General features: G+C 45.9%; 14 protein-coding genes. 4 read left to right on the top strand and 10 right to left on the bottom strand.

The features are described 5' to 3' along the window. Window positions 1–13: 13 nt before the first annotated feature. The 6 genes from AC060N_RS15750 to AC060N_RS15725 form a co-directional block, all read right to left on the bottom strand. On the bottom strand, window positions 14–4,816 hold the full coding sequence (locus AC060N_RS15750) for an OmpH family outer membrane protein (protein ID WP_479524652.1): 4,803 nt from the start codon (window positions 4,814–4,816) through the stop codon (window positions 14–16). A gap of 107 nt (window positions 4,817–4,923) precedes the next feature. Further along, entirely contained in the window at window positions 4,924–5,811 is an 888-nt protein-coding gene (locus tag AC060N_RS15745; protein WP_479524651.1) for an NADPH-dependent 7-cyano-7-deazaguanine reductase QueF, read from the bottom strand. 29 nt (window positions 5,812–5,840) lie between these two features. Further along, window positions 5,841–6,710: a 7-carboxy-7-deazaguanine synthase QueE gene (locus tag AC060N_RS15740; RefSeq protein ID WP_479524650.1), complete on the bottom strand. Its 870-nt coding sequence runs from the start codon at window positions 6,708–6,710 to the stop codon at window positions 5,841–5,843. 6 nt (window positions 6,711–6,716) lie between these two features. Next, entirely contained in the window at window positions 6,717–7,289 is a 573-nt protein-coding gene (locus AC060N_RS15735; RefSeq protein ID WP_479524649.1) for a 6-pyruvoyl trahydropterin synthase family protein, read from the bottom strand. A 14-nt stretch (window positions 7,290–7,303) separates the two neighbouring features. Beyond that, entirely contained in the window at window positions 7,304–7,975 is a 672-nt protein-coding gene (queC, locus tag AC060N_RS15730) for a 7-cyano-7-deazaguanine synthase QueC (protein WP_479524648.1), read from the bottom strand. A 310-nt stretch (window positions 7,976–8,285) separates the two neighbouring features. After that, window positions 8,286–8,804 (bottom strand): DUF4251 domain-containing protein, encoded by a 519-nt coding sequence (locus AC060N_RS15725; RefSeq protein WP_479524647.1) that lies wholly within the window; start codon window positions 8,802–8,804, stop codon window positions 8,286–8,288. A gap of 302 nt (window positions 8,805–9,106) precedes the next feature. On the opposite strand from AC060N_RS15725, the gene AC060N_RS15720 reads away from it, so the two are divergent. Then, a complete protein-coding gene (locus tag AC060N_RS15720; protein ID WP_479524646.1) occupies window positions 9,107–10,234 on the top strand; it encodes a carbohydrate-binding family 9-like protein in 1,128 nt (375 codons plus the stop codon). 17 nt (window positions 10,235–10,251) lie between these two features. Then, window positions 10,252–11,346: a glycoside hydrolase family protein gene (locus AC060N_RS15715; protein ID WP_479524645.1), complete on the top strand. Its 1,095-nt coding sequence runs from the start codon at window positions 10,252–10,254 to the stop codon at window positions 11,344–11,346. Window positions 11,347–11,413: 67 nt separating this feature from the next. On the opposite strand, the gene AC060N_RS15710 is transcribed toward AC060N_RS15715, so the two are convergent. After that, window positions 11,414–12,400 (bottom strand): isoaspartyl peptidase/L-asparaginase family protein, encoded by a 987-nt coding sequence (locus tag AC060N_RS15710; RefSeq protein ID WP_479524644.1) that lies wholly within the window; start codon window positions 12,398–12,400, stop codon window positions 11,414–11,416. 180 nt (window positions 12,401–12,580) lie between these two features. Here AC060N_RS15710 and AC060N_RS15705 point away from each other — a divergent pair, with 180 nt between their 5' ends. Both AC060N_RS15705 and AC060N_RS15700 read left to right on the top strand, forming a co-directional pair. Continuing rightward, complete coding sequence (locus tag AC060N_RS15705; RefSeq protein ID WP_479524643.1) at window positions 12,581–13,159, top strand: HdeD family acid-resistance protein; 579 nt, start codon at window positions 12,581–12,583, stop codon at window positions 13,157–13,159. Between the two features lie 169 nt (window positions 13,160–13,328). After that, window positions 13,329–15,644: a GH92 family glycosyl hydrolase gene (locus AC060N_RS15700; RefSeq protein ID WP_479524642.1), complete on the top strand. Its 2,316-nt coding sequence runs from the start codon at window positions 13,329–13,331 to the stop codon at window positions 15,642–15,644. A gap of 39 nt (window positions 15,645–15,683) precedes the next feature. Here the strand turns inward: AC060N_RS15700 and AC060N_RS15695 are convergent, their stop codons facing one another. The 3 genes from AC060N_RS15695 to AC060N_RS15685 are packed head-to-tail and all read right to left on the bottom strand — an operon-like array spanning window position 15,684 to window position 18,112. Beyond that, entirely contained in the window at window positions 15,684–16,181 is a 498-nt protein-coding gene (locus tag AC060N_RS15695; protein WP_479524641.1) for an N-acetyltransferase family protein, read from the bottom strand. Beyond that, window positions 16,162–17,118 (bottom strand): D-alanine--D-alanine ligase family protein, encoded by a 957-nt coding sequence (locus AC060N_RS15690; RefSeq protein WP_479524640.1) that lies wholly within the window; start codon window positions 17,116–17,118, stop codon window positions 16,162–16,164. The genes AC060N_RS15695 and AC060N_RS15690 overlap by 20 nt, the downstream gene beginning before the upstream one ends. Then, on the bottom strand, window positions 17,081–18,112 hold the full coding sequence (locus tag AC060N_RS15685; protein WP_479524639.1) for a D-alanine--D-alanine ligase family protein: 1,032 nt from the start codon (window positions 18,110–18,112) through the stop codon (window positions 17,081–17,083). The genes AC060N_RS15690 and AC060N_RS15685 overlap by 38 nt, the downstream gene beginning before the upstream one ends. Window positions 18,113–18,121: the final 9 nt, after the last annotated feature.

The following is an 18,121-nucleotide window of genomic DNA, read 5'->3' as shown; positions in this document are numbered from 1 at the left end:
CTCGGATTAGGGGTTAGGCAAATGCTTTGCAGTAGTCGAGCCATGCCGGCTCCGGAATCGTATCAGAGAATAGTGGGTCGGCATCAGCGGCCCGAAGTTCGCGTCTTACTTTTACGGTAACGCTTTTGCTGAAGAAGAGTACCTCTATTTTTACCTTGACGCTGGCCTCACCGATCATCTTTTCGACTTTCTTCACCGTCTCGCCGTTAATCATTTTGTTGACGATAATCGCATTCAGCGACAAGTAAAACTCCATGCTCAGGGTGATAATGCCCAATATCGATAAGTTACCATTGATACGTAGGTAACCGGAGAGTTTCGAGATTGATTGGTCGTTTTCGTACTCGATGCTGTAGTAGAAGCCGCCGGCCACCTGTACGCCGCCACTGGCAACGCCCACATTGAGCGATAGGCCTGCGGAAAACTCGAAGGCCGCTTCCAGTTTGGTCAATCCGGCAATCGAGGTTTGCAAAGCGAAGAAGCCTCCGCCGCCAAAAAGACTAACCCTTAACAGGAAGGGATTTTGCCGGGAGCAGAAATTAAATCCAAGTGTCAATGGATCGCCTGTAAAAGGAAGATAAAGCGAAGCCCCCAGCGACACATTGGCCAATGAGAAAATTCCGACTTCGATGGGCGGAATCTTCAAATCGTATCCCGCACGAATGCCAGCACCTTCCAGTTTGATGGTGACACCCTCGCCGAAGCCTTCGGCCGGAATAATTTGTTGCAAGCCGTTAACAAACGAAAGCGGTCCGAGGAAACGCAACGGAACTGCACCCAACTGAACTTTGACATCTTTCTTGGTTTGTGTTCCTGCTTTGAATGTCAGTTTCCGGAAATCAACGGCTATCATACCACCAATCGACACATTGAAATTTTGCATGCTGGCCATCACTTCGACCTGTGGTGGTGTTTGTGCATCGATCGACTTAACCATCCGGTTGTTGATGGTTAGCGTATTGTTTGGATCATTAGCATTGAGCGCGATAAAACCGTCGAAAACCTTAGTCGTTTTATTAAATTCGGGCTGCCACCGGTATTCGGCCACAAATGAATTCCCTACCCGGTAGGTTTTTAAATTTGGAATACGTGGCATCTGACCGTTCATGAAGTCTCGTACCTGGTTGGCCAGACTCTGTAGTTCATTGGTTTTTGTGGCTATTTCATCTTTGAGTTTTGAAATATCTCCGTTTTTATTTTCTGCAATGGCTTTCTCCAGTTCGGCCTGTTTCAGTAGGATTTGTTTTCTGACTTCATCAATCTGTTCCCGGTAGGAGGAAAGTTGATTTTTTAGCTGATTAAACGCACTTGCTCCCAGGTTGACCTGATTGAGGAGTTTTCCCAGTGGCAAAGCCCCAAAAATTTTCGGAAGGTTGAATCCGGGAATGTCCGGTGTTACCGGAAAAAATTTATCTGGCTCAAAGCTCAGTTCGGCGATGTAATTAACGTCTCCGGAAACAGGACCGAAAATCTTGGATAATCCACTTACTGAAATGTTGGGGGAGAGAAAACCTCCGGTTTTATCGGCACCACCGTTGAAATCGATGGGAAGTTTTTCGTCTTTCCACATTTTCGACCAAACGGTTCCTTCGTTGCGGTCGTCATACAACTCAATTTTGACAGGTTGTTTTTGGCCGGTAAATTCTTCGGCGGCTTTAACCAGAACTTCCGCATAATCGATTTCCGGGTAAAAATTCATGCGGGTACCCGGATATGAGTAAGGTTTGGCTTTAAATCGAAGAGTAACGGTCTCAAGGCTTGTATCATCCGGTAAAATACTGTCAGCATAAGCAATTTGCTGCCCGTTTAACTTCGCGGTTCTTACCTTTTGGTATATATCGTCCTGACTATTATTGTTTTCATCTGTTTGATTATAAATTTTTATGACATCGTTGATATGTTGTCCCAGAAAGTCCGCATAATCCTCGATGAACACCATGGGGCAGCGGAAATGAATGGTCGTGCCTTCTTTGTCAACAGCTTCCATTTTAAACCGGAAAGGACTGCTGCCCACATTAATCAGGAAGTTCTGCGCCGGTGAATTGACCAGAGATGTGGGCAAATCGATGGCAGGTGTAACCAAACTGACCAGACGAATGGACTGGAATGGAAAGGCGTTGAATTGATTGTTCGCAGTATACGGGTCATAGAAGAACTCCGGTTCTCTCACCACGACGAACATCCGCTGAATATCGGCCGCCGAACGGGTGGGTTCATCGAATTCACGCTGCGTAATCTTAATGAGTGCTGCTTCATGCCCGAACGGGAAAAGGTAGCCGCGTCGAACGACCCTGACAAATTGGTCGCGACCCAATGTGGCCAAGTGTTTCCAGTCGATGAGGGAGAAGCCGGCATCCTGAATATCCTTATAATCAAAATTACCGTGAGCATCGAGCCAGCCTCCCAATGCAGAAAGCATCAGCCGGTTTACGGCAACCGCTCTCGGCGTGAAATCTGCTCCATAGTGCGAAGTTTGATGCACCAAATCGTTTCGGTCTTTGGCATTGAGTGAGGCTCTGAACGGAGTTTCTACATGGTTCCCGGGATATTGAAGATTTTTGCCGTTATAAACATCTCTGGACCAGATCGCCCGTATCGTGCTCAGATTTTTGAAAACTTCCTCGGAAACTTCACCGCTTTTCAGTTGAACTCCCATTCGGGTATGCCACAACTCGAAAATCTGATTCTGGTAAGGAACTTCCTGTGTCGCTTCAGAGTTAGCCAATGAACCGATTCGCCGCATGGCCATCATCGGTTTTAATTGTATCGAAGTTTTTGGTCGGTAGCTGTCGTCATACGAGTTGATTACCTGGAGAATATGACGGAAGCCAGCCAGTTGATTAGGTGAAATGAACAACCTTCCGGGGATTTCGAGCGATGTTTCCATGCCGGTGGGGGGAGCGAAGAAGTTGACAGGTCGCATGTTGGCAAAGTTCATTTGCCTGAGCTGCGTCAGCGTGGGAACCTGTGCCGGAAGAAACTTGCCGGCATTCTGCTCCTCATAGCGTTGCTCAGAGACCTCTTGCTTTCGCGAATGCGCCGCAATGAGAATTTCCGATTCCGTGGCTTTCTCTGTATTTCTAATAATGGAAATATTGAGAGGCTTCATATTTTTAGGAATGGAAATCTGCGCTGGTTGCCTGAAACGACGGATATTGGCCGGAATAATCATCCGGGTAGTATTTAGTCCGGTAAAAAGCCAGGCCCTGGGATTGATGCGTAGCTTAAAGCGTTCCCAACTGAGCAGTTGGTTGACTATTAGCGGCATGCCTTCGAATTCTTTGGAAAGCTCAAAAACAAGCCGGCTTTTCCCTGCTGTTTCAAACTTAGCCGGAAGAGCTATTGGTTGATTACTGCCTGTTGCGTTGGCACCCTGTTCGTTCGTTTTTAATTCGCTGGTGCGGAAAAAGGCTTCCTCGAGAATGTGTTGCGGCGGAAAATAAACCACCATGTATCCGGGCTTATTTGCATCGCGCAATTCGACAAATGATTGTTGTTGCTTGTTAGTATACCGGCAGTTATAAAACTCAAATGAAAGTTCGACCAAATCTTCAGCCCGCAACATTGAGAGACGAATGGGGACATCAAGTTGAAGTCGCGTATATCTGACCTGCGGATTGATTTGAATATTCGGACTCGAATTTGCCTCGCCGGAAAGAATAATTTGCTGCGGAAGCGATTGTACCGGCAGGCTCATAGCACCCTCAATGCCGATGCGGGTTCCTGCCAAAGGAACGGCACAGGCGATCAATTCATTTCCATTATCGCCGATTGTCAGCTGGAAATTATCGTCGACTTCCGGTTCGTCGTGCAGGCACAAGGCTGCACCCGGAATATTAATCCACGACGGTGAGTGCCCAACCTTTCCCTGAAGTTCGATCGATTTTCTCTCTCCGTAGTGCACCGAGAGAATGGATTCGTTCAACGGGAGGGAGGCTTCATCTCCGAAAGGGTGATAGTAATAAGCCGGGCTATTTTCTTTACCACAGTAGGCCAGCAATGTATTTTGATAATACGATTTTTCTCTGTCAAACAGGAGCGCGTTTATTTGCTGACTTGTTTTTTCTGAAGAATTCGATATCCTGTCAGAATTCATAGGAACAGGTTTGTGGATTCCTTTTCCCGGAAGGGTGAAATTCAAAAATGAAACCGGGCTTTTTAGTTTCGTATCCTGAAGATTGGGGGAGAGTTCAAATCCCGAAAACCGGAGTGATTCTCCGGAGAAAGTCAGTTTCATTTTGGAACGCAGGCGAACATGAAGTTGCCAGTCGTAGCTGATTTCGACATTTGCCAGCGAGCGAATGGAAATCGAATCGGAGTGATCCAGTTTGATAACTTCATCTATCGGAATGCTGCCGCGAACGGTTTTCCCATTCAACCACTCGTCGAGCGAAAGTTGTTGGTCAATTCCCAGCTTATCGAATCGGATATGAAGCTGCCAGCCCCAGGTGTCAGGTTTAAGGGTAGCAGTAAAATCGGGCGATAGTTGGAGTCCCGGGAAGCGGCTTCCCTTTAAGCGAATCCTGATTTCCTTTTCGTTCTGTTGAACGCGATAACGCGGATGGCCCCCTAACAACGATTTGTCAATGAGCCAGCTGTGATGGTTGTAAGCGATGGTGAGCTTGTGGAGAGAATGATGGAGGACCGGTCTCTGGTGGAGAGTGTCGTTAATCAGGTCGACGGCCGGGTTCCAGGAAACCAGCGTAATGCCTAATTTTTTCAGCATGTTGCGCCGGCTGTTGCTTCGTAGCCTGCTTTCTTTCGAGGTTAGAATCAGGGACCGAAGCGCGGAAAAAGCAATCTTGTCTGTCCCCATATCTGAAATTATTTCAATTAAAGATATGAGATTATGTACAAGATGTCAACACATTGATTTAGAATAGATAGTCTTCCCTTACGCTGAAATAGCCCAAAATATTGAGATTATTGCCTCAGTAATTTAGACGAAAGTTTCTCAGGGGAAGTCAAATTTGCAGGTAAAAGCTCCGGATGACTGGCTCTCGCCGGGCAAATGTCGATTCCTCCACGGCGAGTGTAAATACAGGTAACCATCAGTTTTTCAGGTTGAAACTTATCCCATAGCCGTTTGTATAGCATCTCACAAATCTCTTCGTGAAAATGATTCTCATTCCGGAATGATACAATGTACTCCAGTAAACCAATAGCGTCCGGCACTTTTTCTCCTTCGATGTGGACAAAAGCGCTTCCCCAGTCGGGTTGATGCGTAACTTTGCAGTTGCTGCGCAAAAGATGTGTTGCCAGTCTGAGTTCCTTTTCATCTGACTTTGCCGGTTTCAGTAATTCCGGGTTTTCCGAGAAATCGTTAAACTGAATTCTTTCCAAATCTAACGTCTCTTCCATTACCATGAAATCCTGAAAATCATGAGCTGCAACTTCCGGCTCTTTGTCGAAAAATGCCAGCTTGACTTTGCATTTCAGCAATGCCTCCAGGTCATTTTTAATAATCCCAATCACCTGTTCAATGCCTGATTTTCGATGGTTTCCGTAAGATGACATGTTGAAGGAATTCAAATACAATTTCAGCGACTTGCTTTCCACCAGAAATGGACTATCGAACGGATAAACCAACTTGAGAAGACCGGTAACAGGCAAGCCGTTTTCTGTCAGAAATCCCACCTCGTATGCATGCCAGGTATCCAGTCCGATAAATTCAGTTGGTGGTTCGCTGATGCCGTATTGTTCCCGGTTCACCTTGCGGGGAACAGCAACCAGCACTTCGGGCGCATACTGTTTCGGGTAATCGACTTTTTTGCCCAGTAGTTTATCTTCGGTCGAGATCGTATCTTTCATGGTAATAGTTTGCTCAGGAAATTTTGGAATTAAACACCCGGTTTGTCGCCAAACAGATCGATGTGAATGCGCGGACAATAACGCCAGCCATGCTGAATGGCTGTTTCGAGCACCCGGAGGCTGGTTTTCCCCAGCGTCTGATGATTACCTCCCAGCGGCATAGCCAGAATATCGGAAGGTTTCCAGCCGGAAATATGATTCAGAACTTCTTCGTGAATAGATTCGGTGTTTTCGGATCCGCTCATCACAAACTTCAGTTGAAAATCCTTTTCTCCTCCGGAATTCCGGCACACATCGATGTACTGCTGAATGACGTCCGGGCATGGTGTTTTCTGAGAAGGAGCTGCAGCTACTTTTTCAGCCAGTTGTTGAGGTAGCTGCTTCAGCTTCTCTTCGGTCACCAGCGAATCGCTGAGCTTTGGCGAAATGCTGAACAGGTCGATATGGCTGGCCAGCTCTTTGTCGAATAGGGTGCCGTTGGTTTCGATGGTAACATGAACGTTAAACTCTTCTTTTAGCCGACGGCAAAGCTCTTTTAATGAACGGTGCTGAATGGTCGGTTCTCCACCGGTAATCACGACATGGCGCATATTGCCAAGGTTGTGCCTTACTGTTTCGATGATTTCATCAACCTTCCACAACCGGTTTTTGCTCACATCAAACGAGGAGTCCGGCGTATCACAGGCACTCACTCCACCTCCCGGCACATTCCACATGCAACGGAGGTTGCATCCCGATAAACGAATGAAAAGCGAGGCCGTGCCCACCAGTTTTCCTTCACCCTGTATGGTTCCCGGATGTTGCAGACCAGTAGCCGGCACATCTGCCAGCACCTTGCCTTCAGCATCCCGGGTAATGGGAAAAATGCCGTTATTGACCAAAAGAAGTGACGCAGCCATGCGAAATTAATTTTCGAGATGAGTGTTTTTGAAAATTTTCTGCTGTTTCAATTCCTCCCACCAATCCATGTCGTCCCATTCGGTTCGGATTCCTTCGCTCAGCTTGATATCATCCAGCGTAAAATCAACCAGTGCGAAATCTTCAGTGAATGCTTCGGCATAACCGGTTTGTGTTTCGTGAACACGTACCGATTGAAGCTGAATGTCACCTTCGCCGTTTTTCTTTTCGGTATTCCGGATGATTTTGTCGATCACGTACAGGAACATCAGAGCGTAGCCTTCCGCCGAAGGCGAAACAGGAATTTCAGCAACTCTCTGGTTGATTTGATAGACTGCTTCCTTGATTTCCGGCTTTTCTCCCTGCCAAAGCGAGTAGGCGTGGTCGAAACTATTGATGAATTCACCCACCTTACTCAGTAGGATGAAATCGAGGACCATAAATCCTTTGTCCAGCTTGTTCGATTTAATGAACACTTCCACTTCATACGAATGGCCGTGAATGTTTTCGCGGCACAGCTTCGATGAACAATTACGCACAATATGGGCTCCTTCGAACCGGAATTTTTTTCTGATAATCATCTCTCTCTGCTTTTTTATTTTTCCAACAACGGATCAGTATACCCGGCTTCTTCAAACGCTTTCGCGCGAAGCAGACAACTGTCACACGTTCCACACGGTTTTTCGCCACCCCGGTAGCATGACCAGGTGAGGCCAAAATCAACGCCCAATTCCATTCCTAGTCGGATTTCGTCAGCTTTTGTTTTATTGATAAACGGGGCATGCACATGAATGGGATCGTCCATCTCGGCACCGCAAACCGTCCCTTTATTAATGGCGGCTTCCATAGCATCGATGAATTCCTGGCGGCAATCGACGTAACCGGAATAATCCACCTGACTAACCCCGATAAAAATATCGCGGGCGCCAATGGCTTCCGCATACGATGCAGCAACCGACAAAAAGACCATGTTCCGGGCCGGAACATAAGTAACCGGAATATCGGTGCGGGTAACGTCGCCGTTTTCAACTTCGATGGATTGATCGGTCAGCGCAGAGCCTCCCCATAAATCCAGTCGCATATTGACAATGTGATGTTCTTTTACCCCGGCACTCTGGGCTGTCTCGCGGGCACTTTGCAACTCACGTTCGTGGCGCTGGCCATAGTCGAACGAAAGCACATAAACTTCAAATCCCTTTGATTTGGCCAGGTGTAAAGCTACCGATGAATCAAGGCCGCCGGATAAAAGGACAATTGCTTTTTTCATATTCTGATACCAATAAGATTTCTCCAAAATCATCAGACGTGGGAAACCGTATTCCTGAAAAAGCAATAAACATACAAGGTAACATCCGAACATATTGTTCGAAGAGGGAGGGGAAATCTTCTCTCTCGATGGGCCCTAGTTTTGTTTATAGACAGGATGGTTTCGAACTGTCTGCTGACGTAATCAACGTCGCAAAGTTAGGAAACATTTGGCTTACCGCAAGCTTCTTTTTTCAAACAAACAGCATAAAAAATGGGCCGTAAAGAAGCGATATTTCTTCGCGGCCCATTTGGTTACCTGTTTCAAGGGGCTACTTGCTCTCCTTATTTTCCAGCGCACTGATATGTCCGTAATAACTGATTGAATTGCGGTTGTTGCTGTTTATGGTAAGCGTACCGTAACCATTGTTGCTTACCGAAAGTGTCATCGAATAACTATCGTTTGTGTCGTTTACTGTCGCCTCTATCAGATAGCCTTTACCCTTCTTTTGTGGTGTGATAGTAAATTTTTTGGGTTTGCCGTCAAATTTTATTCCACCCGAACCACCATAAGGTACGCTGTAAGCCCGTCCAAAGAACGGCATATCAGCCTGAATACTGTCCGGATAAAACCTGACAAAATTTGGATTGGTCGTCAGGTCTATGGTTTTGCCGCCAAGGGGCATGGCTTGCCGCGCTGTGAACTGAAACTGTTTTGAGTTCACCAGCTTTTCCGTTTGCTGTTTCTGTTTCTGCTTTTTATCCTGTTTCGAAGGATTCTCTGCTGCATAAACCGATGCTCCAAGCAACGCTAATGTCATCAATAATGCTACGATTCTTCCTTTCATCATTATGTAAGTTTTTAATTCATCACGTTCTCTTGTTTATAATTCCAAATGGTATGCCATGTTTTTGATTTATAACACTAATTATGAATTAATTGAAAGAATTAAGGAACGCAACCCATAAGTTACGAAAAACGTCGTTTTAATCCTTCATCTCACGGGTGGAAATAAACAATACTTCTTATTAAAATTAAAAAAGTAAATATTCTTGTAATTAAACTTTTTAAAAGTTTCCATTTCAATAAAATCCTGATGTAAATTTGAGTGAATGTGAACCATTTTGCTGAGAACAGGTGAGAATATTTGGTATGAACAGTAACATCAAGGTGATTCGATACGTGGTCGGAGTGGGCATCATTTTGCTCATCGTCAGTAATGTTTTGGCGGGAAACAAATCCAGTCAAGAGCGAAAAAGTAGGATCATGAGTCCGGTTCGTTCGTTTCATCCTAAAGAATATGTTTGCTATCGTGCGTCAGAGCCAATTGTAGTCGATGGAAAACTGAATGAGGAAGCCTGGCAACATGCTGAATGGACTGAAGATTTTCAGGACATTGAAGGTAGTTCACAACCAACTCCCAGGTTTCGTACTCATGCCAAAATGCTTTGGGATGACAATTTCCTATACGTGGCAGCCGAGTTGGAAGAACCCGACGTTTGGGCCAATATCACACAACATGATGCTGTCATTTTTCATGACAACGATTTCGAAGTGTTCATTGATCCCGATGGAGATACGCACAACTATACCGAGTATGAAATGAATGCACTGAATACGGTGTGGGATTTATTGCTGGAGCAGCCATACCGCGATCGCAATTTTGTATTGAATAATTACGATTTAAAAGGACTCGTTTCGGCTGTTTCGGTTGATGGAACCATAAATGATACATCTGATAAAGATAAAAAATGGACAGTCGAAATTGCTTTCCCGTTAAGTGCTTACGCCGAATTGAAAGCCAGGCCGGCTGATGGTGTGCAATGGCGGGTCAATTTCTCGCGCGTGGAATGGCAAATTGAAAAGATTGATGGAAAATATCAGAAGAAAATAAATCCGGCAACAGGTTTTCCGTACCCGGAAGATAACTGGGTGTGGTCGCCGCAGGGTGTGATTAATATGCACCTGCCGGAGATGTGGGGCTTTGTACAGTTTTCAGATATTCCTTCAGGAGAAGGGAAAACGTCCTTCAAATGGAACCGTGATGAAGATGTGAAATGGGCTTTGCGACAGGTTTACTATGCGCAACGAAGGTATGCCTCAGCCAATCATCGTTATGCATCAGATGTCAACCAGCTTGCAGATCTTCGGGAAGTGCCCGATTCTTTAAATGTGAAAATATATACGACTCCCGAAATGTATGAAGCGATTATTCAATCACCCTTTTCGGGAAAGAATTGGCACATTAACCAGGAAGGAAGAACATGGAGTGATAATTAACGAACCAACGATAAACTATGGACAAACGAACTTTTCTGAAAACCATCGGGGCTGTAGCAGCTGGTGTCACCTTTTCGGGTAACCAATTGCTGGCCGGGAATGCTGAACCTAAGCATAGGAAAACAGACGGAAATCAGCTTTGGCTTTGGATTGGTGGTAAGAGTGACTGGACTGACGAGCAGATCAAGGATACTTATGCCAAAATCAAAGAATACGGATTCGATGGTGTGTGTTCCAATGGTGATTTGGAGTATTTCAAACGACTGGCTCCTATTACAAAGTCGCTGGGACTTCAGCTTCATGCCTGGTATGTCACCATGAATCATCCGGGAGATAAGGAAGCGCAGAAACATCCCGAATGGTACCAGGTAAGTCGCGAAGGATATTCATGCCTGGAAAAGCGGCCGTATGTCGATTACTACCAATGGCTGTGTCCTTCGCAGGAAGCGGTTTATCAGTACATCGAAAGCCAGGTGATGGCACGGGCAGCAATTGATGGAGTCGATGCCGTTCATTTGGATTATATCCGCTACCCGGATGTAATTTTGCCGATTGGCCTTCAACCCAAATACAACTTAGTTCAGGATCACGAATTCCCGGAGTATGATTTCTGCTATTGCGATACCTGCAAGCAAAAGTTCAAAGATGAGTACGGCCAGGATTTGGACGAGATGGAAGATCCGACGAAGAGCAAAGATTGGCGGCAGTTCCGTTACGATAGAATAACCCGTCTGGTGAATCGGTTGACAGAAAAAGTGCATCAGCAGGGAAAAAAGATTTCGGCAGCCGTTTTTCCGTATCCGGATTTGGCGCGTACCATTTGTCGGCAGTCGTGGGATGATTGGAACCTGGATATGTTCTTCCCAATGATTTATAATAATTTTTACAATGAAGATGCACGTTGGGTAGGGAAAGCCACGCGAAAAGGTGTACGGGATTTGAAAGGAAAAGCAGAGTTGGTTTCGGGTCTTTTTCTACCGGCTTTTAAAACAGATGCGGAAATGGAAAGTGCCATTCATTTTGCGAAAAAGAATGGAGCTGCCGGCATCGCCATATTCGATTACAATGGAATGAAAGACAATCACTGGAATTTACTAAAGACCCTGAGTTAACCCATTTATATACGTTTATAGCAGTAACAAAAGCGGCACTGGATGAGCATACAGTGCCGCTTTTTTTTTATTTCCTAAAAAGACTTTTTGCATCGGTCAGGGTATTTTGACCATCTTTCCACAAGGCATAGTTGAAACCCGGATGAATGCAATAGGCCCCTGTTTCGCCTGCTTTGTTAATCGCAATGTACCCGATTTGGAACTTCTTATATCCCGGAATCTTTTTCGCGATTCGGTGGACGGCTTCTTCACACGCCTTTTGAGGACTCATCCCGTTTCTCATCAGTTCCACTACAAGAAAACTACCGACGGTTTTCATGACCAGTTCGCCCATACCGGTCGAGGCAGCTCCACCCACTTCGTTGTCGCAGAACAGACCGGCTCCGATGATGGGTGAATCGCCTACGCGGCCATGCATCTTGAATGCTGCTCCACTGGTGGTGCAGGCTCCGGAAAGGTCGCCGTTGGCATCAATGGCCAGCATGGATATGGTATCGTGGTTCTCGATGTTAATGACCGGCTCGTATTTCGATTTCTTTTTCCACTCTTCCCAGGCTTCCTTCGCTTTATCGGTAAGAAGATTTTGTTTTTTGAATCCTTTTTCCAGTGCAAACTGAAGAGCGCCTTCACCGGAAAGCATCACATGTGGAGTATCTTCCATCACTTTCCGGGCCACCGAAACCGGATGAACGATATCTTGCAGAAAAGTAACGGAACCTGCGTTTCCTTTTTCGTCCATAATGCAGGCATCCAGCGTAACGTAACCATCACGATCGGGATAACCGCCTAAACCAACTGTCATGATGTTTGGATCTGCTTCGGGAACGCGTGCACCTGCTTCTACTGCATCCAGTGAACAACCACCTTTTACCAGGATTTTAGCTGCCACCTCATTGGCCGGCAACCCGTGTCTCCATGTTGAAATGATGATAGGTTTTCCTTTCAACGATGTTGAGGAAGCCATTTTTCCCGCTGCAGCGGAAACTTTCTGATTGAGAAGCAATCCGGATGTTGCTACTACCGAACCCGCTAAAAATTTCCTTCGTGATATCATAAATTGTCCTTCAATTTTACATTTACAAGGCAACTTATATAGATTTTTTCTAAAGTAGATGAATTTTAAAAAGGAATTACATGTGCTTTTTCCTCAATTTCATATTCTTTAGTGGTCTTCCGGAAAGAAATTACTATTTTTTAGAAGCAGAATATGGTATGTAATCAAATCAATTGAACTATGCAGAATCGTATGTTTAGCAGTTACCGGGGCGCACTTATTCGCGGAATCATAGCGTTGATTGCCGGTGGATTGGCAGTATTTGTTCCCAATATCACGTTGCAAAGTATTGTTATTTATTTCGGGTTGCTTATCCTTTTAGGAGGCCTGGTGTCATTGTTGTTTGCTCTGAGAAGTAAAAACCCTTCCGGACGGAATATGCTGATGACACAGGCCGTTTTCAATCTCATTATCGGAATTCTGTTTGTAGCACTTCCGGCAACCATGGTGAAAATATTTGTCATCGTACTGGGAATCGGATTTCTCTTTATCGGCATTTTCCAGTTGATGGCGGCTCTTAGTGCCCGTCATGAGTACGGCTGGTCGTGGATATACTTTATCATCTCGGTTTTGATGATTATTGCGGGCGGTGTGATGCTGGCAAATCCATTCGACAGTGCCAAAAACATTCTGACTTTTATTGGTGTACTCATGATGATTTATGGTGGAGCTGAGTTATACATGGCGTGGAAATTAAGTAGTAAGCCGAAAACATATCAAGGCCGGGAGGTCGAGGATACACATTTTAAGGAGTTGTAACTGTCAGTAGACCAGTCGGGTTTTGTTTTCTTCCGAAAAGACTAAAGCGGATTTTAAGATAGAAGAGTATGGAAACCGGCAGGAAATTAAGGCGTTTCGGCCGGAATTCTCTATATTCAGTCGCTGAAAGTGCTTAACATCGATTCTCTAATCCTATTTCTGAAACGCCATGATTCTTGCCCGTGTACTGGTATATTTACCACTGCTTTTGCTTACCGCCTGCCATTCACCTTCGTATGACGCTGTTGAGGAGGAACATGGCAACCTGACGGCCTTTGTCAATCCGTTAATCGGAACTGGTGAAGCCACAACACCCTCGTCAAAAAAATTTGGTGGCGGCAGTTCAAGTCATGCACAAGTGATTCCCGGTGTTGGATTCCCTTTCGGGATGACGCAATGGACTCCACAGACGCGTGTTTCAGAGGCGCATTGTCTGGCTCCGTACTATTATGCTGATACCAAAATACAGGGATTTCGGGGTACTCACTGGATGAGTGGCTCCTGTACGCAGGATTATGGCAGTATGACGATTATGCCCCTGTCGGGAAAGGTGAATCCGGACGTGAAAGAAAGAGCCTCTTCTTTTTCGCACGAACGTGAAACAGCCAAAGCCAATTACTACCAGGTATTTCTCGACGACTATAAAGTGAATGCAGAACTAACAGCCGAAAATCACTCCTCTGTTTTGCGATTTACCTGGATGACCGACTCTGCCAAGTACATTCTGTTTAATCCCAACTCCGACGAAGGTCAGGGTTTTGTTGAAGTGGATACAGTCAAAAATGAAATCAGGTGCTATAACCCGGTCCATCGTATTTACCAGGGGCTGGGAGAACCTGCCGGTTTTAATGGCTGGTTTGTGGTGAAGATTCCTGAAAAGATTACTGATTTTGGCGTTTGGAAAGGAGACTCAGTTCTTTCGGGGGTTACTACCGTGAAAGATGAAAAGAACATCGGTGTGTGGATTAAATTGTCGCAACCGGCCGGTGAGCCAGTCAGTCTGAAAGTAGGAGCGTCTTTTACTTCTTTCGCTGCCGCTGAAGATAACCTGGAAATGGAAATTGGTGAGCACGGTTTTGACTACGTTCAGAGAGAAGGGCGTCAAATCTGGAATCATGTGCTGCAGCGGGTCGATGTGACCGGTGGCACGGACGGAGATAAAGAGAAGTTCTATACTGCCCTGTATCATGCCATGTTGTTACCGCGACAGTTTTCTGATGACGGTGGTACATTCCCAAAGTTCGATAAGCAGTACCAGACAGAAACCGATAAGACTTTTGTTTATTATGGAGACTTTTCGATGTGGGATACCTTCCGCGCTGAGCATCCGTTGCTTGATTTACTGCAGCCTGGTCGGAGTCATGATATGATGGAATCGTTGCTGGAAAAAGGCTACAGCGGCGGTTGGTTACCGATCTTTCCGGCCTGGAACAATTATACTTCCGAGATGATTGGCGACCATGCAGTGGCAACTTTGGCCGACGCAGCCATGAAAGGCATCATCGATTTAACGGATGACGATTATGAACTGCTTCGGAAAAATGCGATGGAGACTCCGGCTGATTCGGCCGACTACATCAACGGGAAAGGTCGCAGGGCGCTGACCAGCTATTTGAAATATGGCTACATTCCGCTGGAAGATGAGGTGAAAGATGCGTACCATCACCGCGAACAGGTTTCGCGCACGCTGGAATATGCTTATGACGATTTTGCACTGAGCCAGGTTGCGGGTTTGTTGGGGGAAAAGAAGGACAAAAAGCTCTTCCGGGAACGGTCAATGAATTATAAAAATGTATTTGATTCGACGGTGAAAAGTGTTCGCGGGCGCCATGCCGATGGTTCCTGGAGCAAAGATTTTGACCGCGAAAAGAGTGCTTCTTTTATCTCGGAAGGAACGCCCTGGCAATATACATGGTTTGTGCCGCAGGATATCGGCGGTTTGATCAAACTAATGGGCGGTGAAGAGGCATTCAATCAACAGCTCGATGAATTTTTTGCCAAAGGACAATACTGGCATGGAAATGAACCGGGACACCAGATTCCGTTTCTGTACAATTATTCCGGGCAACCGTGGAAAACACAGGAGCATGTGGCACAAATTCGTCATGATGAGTACGGCAATGGGCCTGGCGGCTTAAGCGGCAATGACGATGCCGGGCAGATTTCAGCGTGGTATGTTTTTAGTTGCATGGGCTTGTACCAGGTTTGTCCGTCGGTGCCGGAATACGTGCTTTTCAAACCAGCTTTCGATAAAATCACGTTAAATCTCGAAAACGGAAATAAGTTTACTATTCTGGCACCGGGCGCGTCATCTGGTAAGCTGTATATACAATCGGTGAAGTTGAACGGAAAAAAATACCACAAGAATTATATCCGGCATTCCGATATCGTAAAAGGCGGCGTGCTGGAGATGAAGTTGGGAGACAAACCCAACAAGAAATGGGGAACGGCCCGGAAAGACCGTCCTTTCTCATTGGAATGGTAACGTACGATATCTAACTGGAAGATTGCTACCGCACAGCTTCTATAATTGTTTGTTGAAAATCAGCTTGCTATCATCCACAGCGTAATAATCTTTGAGCTCCGCCACCAGCTCATAACCCATGCGGAGATAAAATTTCACTGTGGGCTGGTATAGTGCCCGTCCCGATGTTTCGATGTAGACGAAACGCCCTGCGGATGTCCGGATAGCGTCTTCTGTTTTATGAAGCAATTGTTGCCCCAGTCCGCCTCGACGATGGCGCGAATCGACAGCAATCCAGTATAGATCATAATTTTTTATAGTACACGGGATTTCGCCATAACAAGTATACCCCACGGTTTCGTCATCCACATCCACGAAGAAAAAATGATAACCACTTTCGTCTCCTCGCGAGAGACGTTCCTGAACGAGTTCAAGTGCCACGTCCACCTCGTCTTGACGGAAAAAACCCGTTGACGCAAGGATGCGTTTCACTGCATCGTAATCCGAAGGGCGAGCCTCCTGTCGAAAGGTAATGGTCTTATTTTCGGTCGATATCATCTATAATTCGTTTAATCACTTCCGTATTTCCAAGTCCGGCCTGTTCACAGGCAGCGATAAAACCACTGTCTGGCGAGATACATGGGTTGGCATTGATTTCGATGACATAAGGAGTTCCATCATTCGAAATCCGAAAATCGACCCGCGCATAACCTTTTAATCCAAAAGCTGACCAGCAATGCGCACTGATGCGTTTCAGTTCGGCCAGCAACGAAGTATCTTTCGCCTCGAATGCGAAAGAGCGGACCGTGTTTTTATATTCGAATGAATCGGTATCCCATTTGGCTTTGTAGCCTAAAATCCGTGGCCGTTCCTCGGTATAATTCCTGAAGCGCATTTCAGCCGGCGGAAGAACTTCAGGACCTCTTGCTCCAGCTAAAACCGAGACATTAAATTCTCTTCCCTGGATAAATTCTTCAGCAAACCAATCTTCGGGGATGTGCTCAATCCGGTTTCCCATGTAAATGAGCTCATCGGTAATACCGACGGAACCATCTTCCGAAATCGGTTTCAGAATATATTCCTTTTCCGGTTGGATGGCTTCGCTAGTTGTTGCCCAATCGGGAGTGGCAATATGTTCAGAACGTAAAATCTTCTTGGTCGTCACTTTATCCGTGGTCAGAAACATGGCCGTTGAACCAGACCCGGAGAACCGAATATCTCTGGATTCCAGAATTGCGGGTGCCATGAAGCTCAACTTTCCTCTTCCATCAACGGTTTCTACCAGGTTGAAGATGAATGCCGGGTCGATTTTACGAATACCATCGATGAACCACGGAATATTCAAATTGAATTCCATCCTTTGTGAATGGTACCCGAGTTCTTTCAGCGTTTCTTTTACCAAATGAGCCTGGTCCAACACGTCCCGCTCATCTTCGGTAGGATTGGGCGAAAGCGGATTATGCAGAATAATGACTTGTCTGGTATCCTGATTCATCGTTTGCTTCCTCTTTTATGCCAGCTCGTCCAAGAGCCGATTGCATGATTTCTCCTATTAATTCCCGGTAAGGATAATTGCTTAGCCGGGCCAGAATTGGTAAATCCGAATAGGTCGGATTGAGTCCGGCCAACGGGTTTACTTCCACAAAGTTCGGGACGCCATTCCGGTCGGTTCTAAAATCAACCCGTCCGGCATCTTTACCGTCAATTTCGTTCCATGCGTCAAGGGCCAGTTTCGCACATTGTTTTGCCAGTTTGTCGTTGACCAACCGGTAAGCCACGTACTTTTCATATTCTTTTTTTACCGAATAGGAATAGATCTTATCCGGGCAGGCATCATTGAAAACAATTTCCATTACACCTAGTGCACGCGCTTTTTTGCCCGAACCGACAATGCCTACCGTGAATTCTCTTCCCGGTAGGAAAGTCTCCAGCAATACCGGCTGATTGAAAGCATTTAGCAAAAATGTACAGCTCGAATGTAATTTTTCCCGTGTGTCAATTAGTGAGTAATCATCAATTCCTTTACTAGTGCCTTCAGCCACCGGTTTGACAAACAACGGGAAAGGCAAATTCACATCGTCGAGCTCCTCTACATGGTGAATCACAGTGAAAGGAGCTGTTGGGATGCCAGCCTCCCGAATCACCATTTTGGTCAATGCTTTATCAAGTGTCAGGTTCATCACCGAGGCACAGCTGAACACATGTGGAATCTGGTAGGCATCCAGAAGCGCCGGTATCTGGGCTTCGCGGGCAATGCCGTGCATTCCTTCGGCAATATTGAACACAATGTCACACCGTTTGCCTGAGGCCAGAAATTGTACCAGAGCGAACAGGTTCCCGATACGAAGTGTATGGTAATCCAGCGCACGCAGATTCTCCTCGATTGCTTCGATGGTTTCGATTGAATCGAATTCGGCGATGGCTTCTTCTGAATATCCCAGGCGCCGGTAATCATCCTTCAAATCGAAGGTTAAACCAACTGTAATCATTTTCGATTA

The sequence above is a fragment of the Prolixibacter sp. DSM 2831 genome (genome assembly GCF_056493735.1).
The sequence above is the reverse complement of the archived record's forward strand: the minus strand, read 5'-3'. Positions and strand labels throughout refer to the sequence as shown.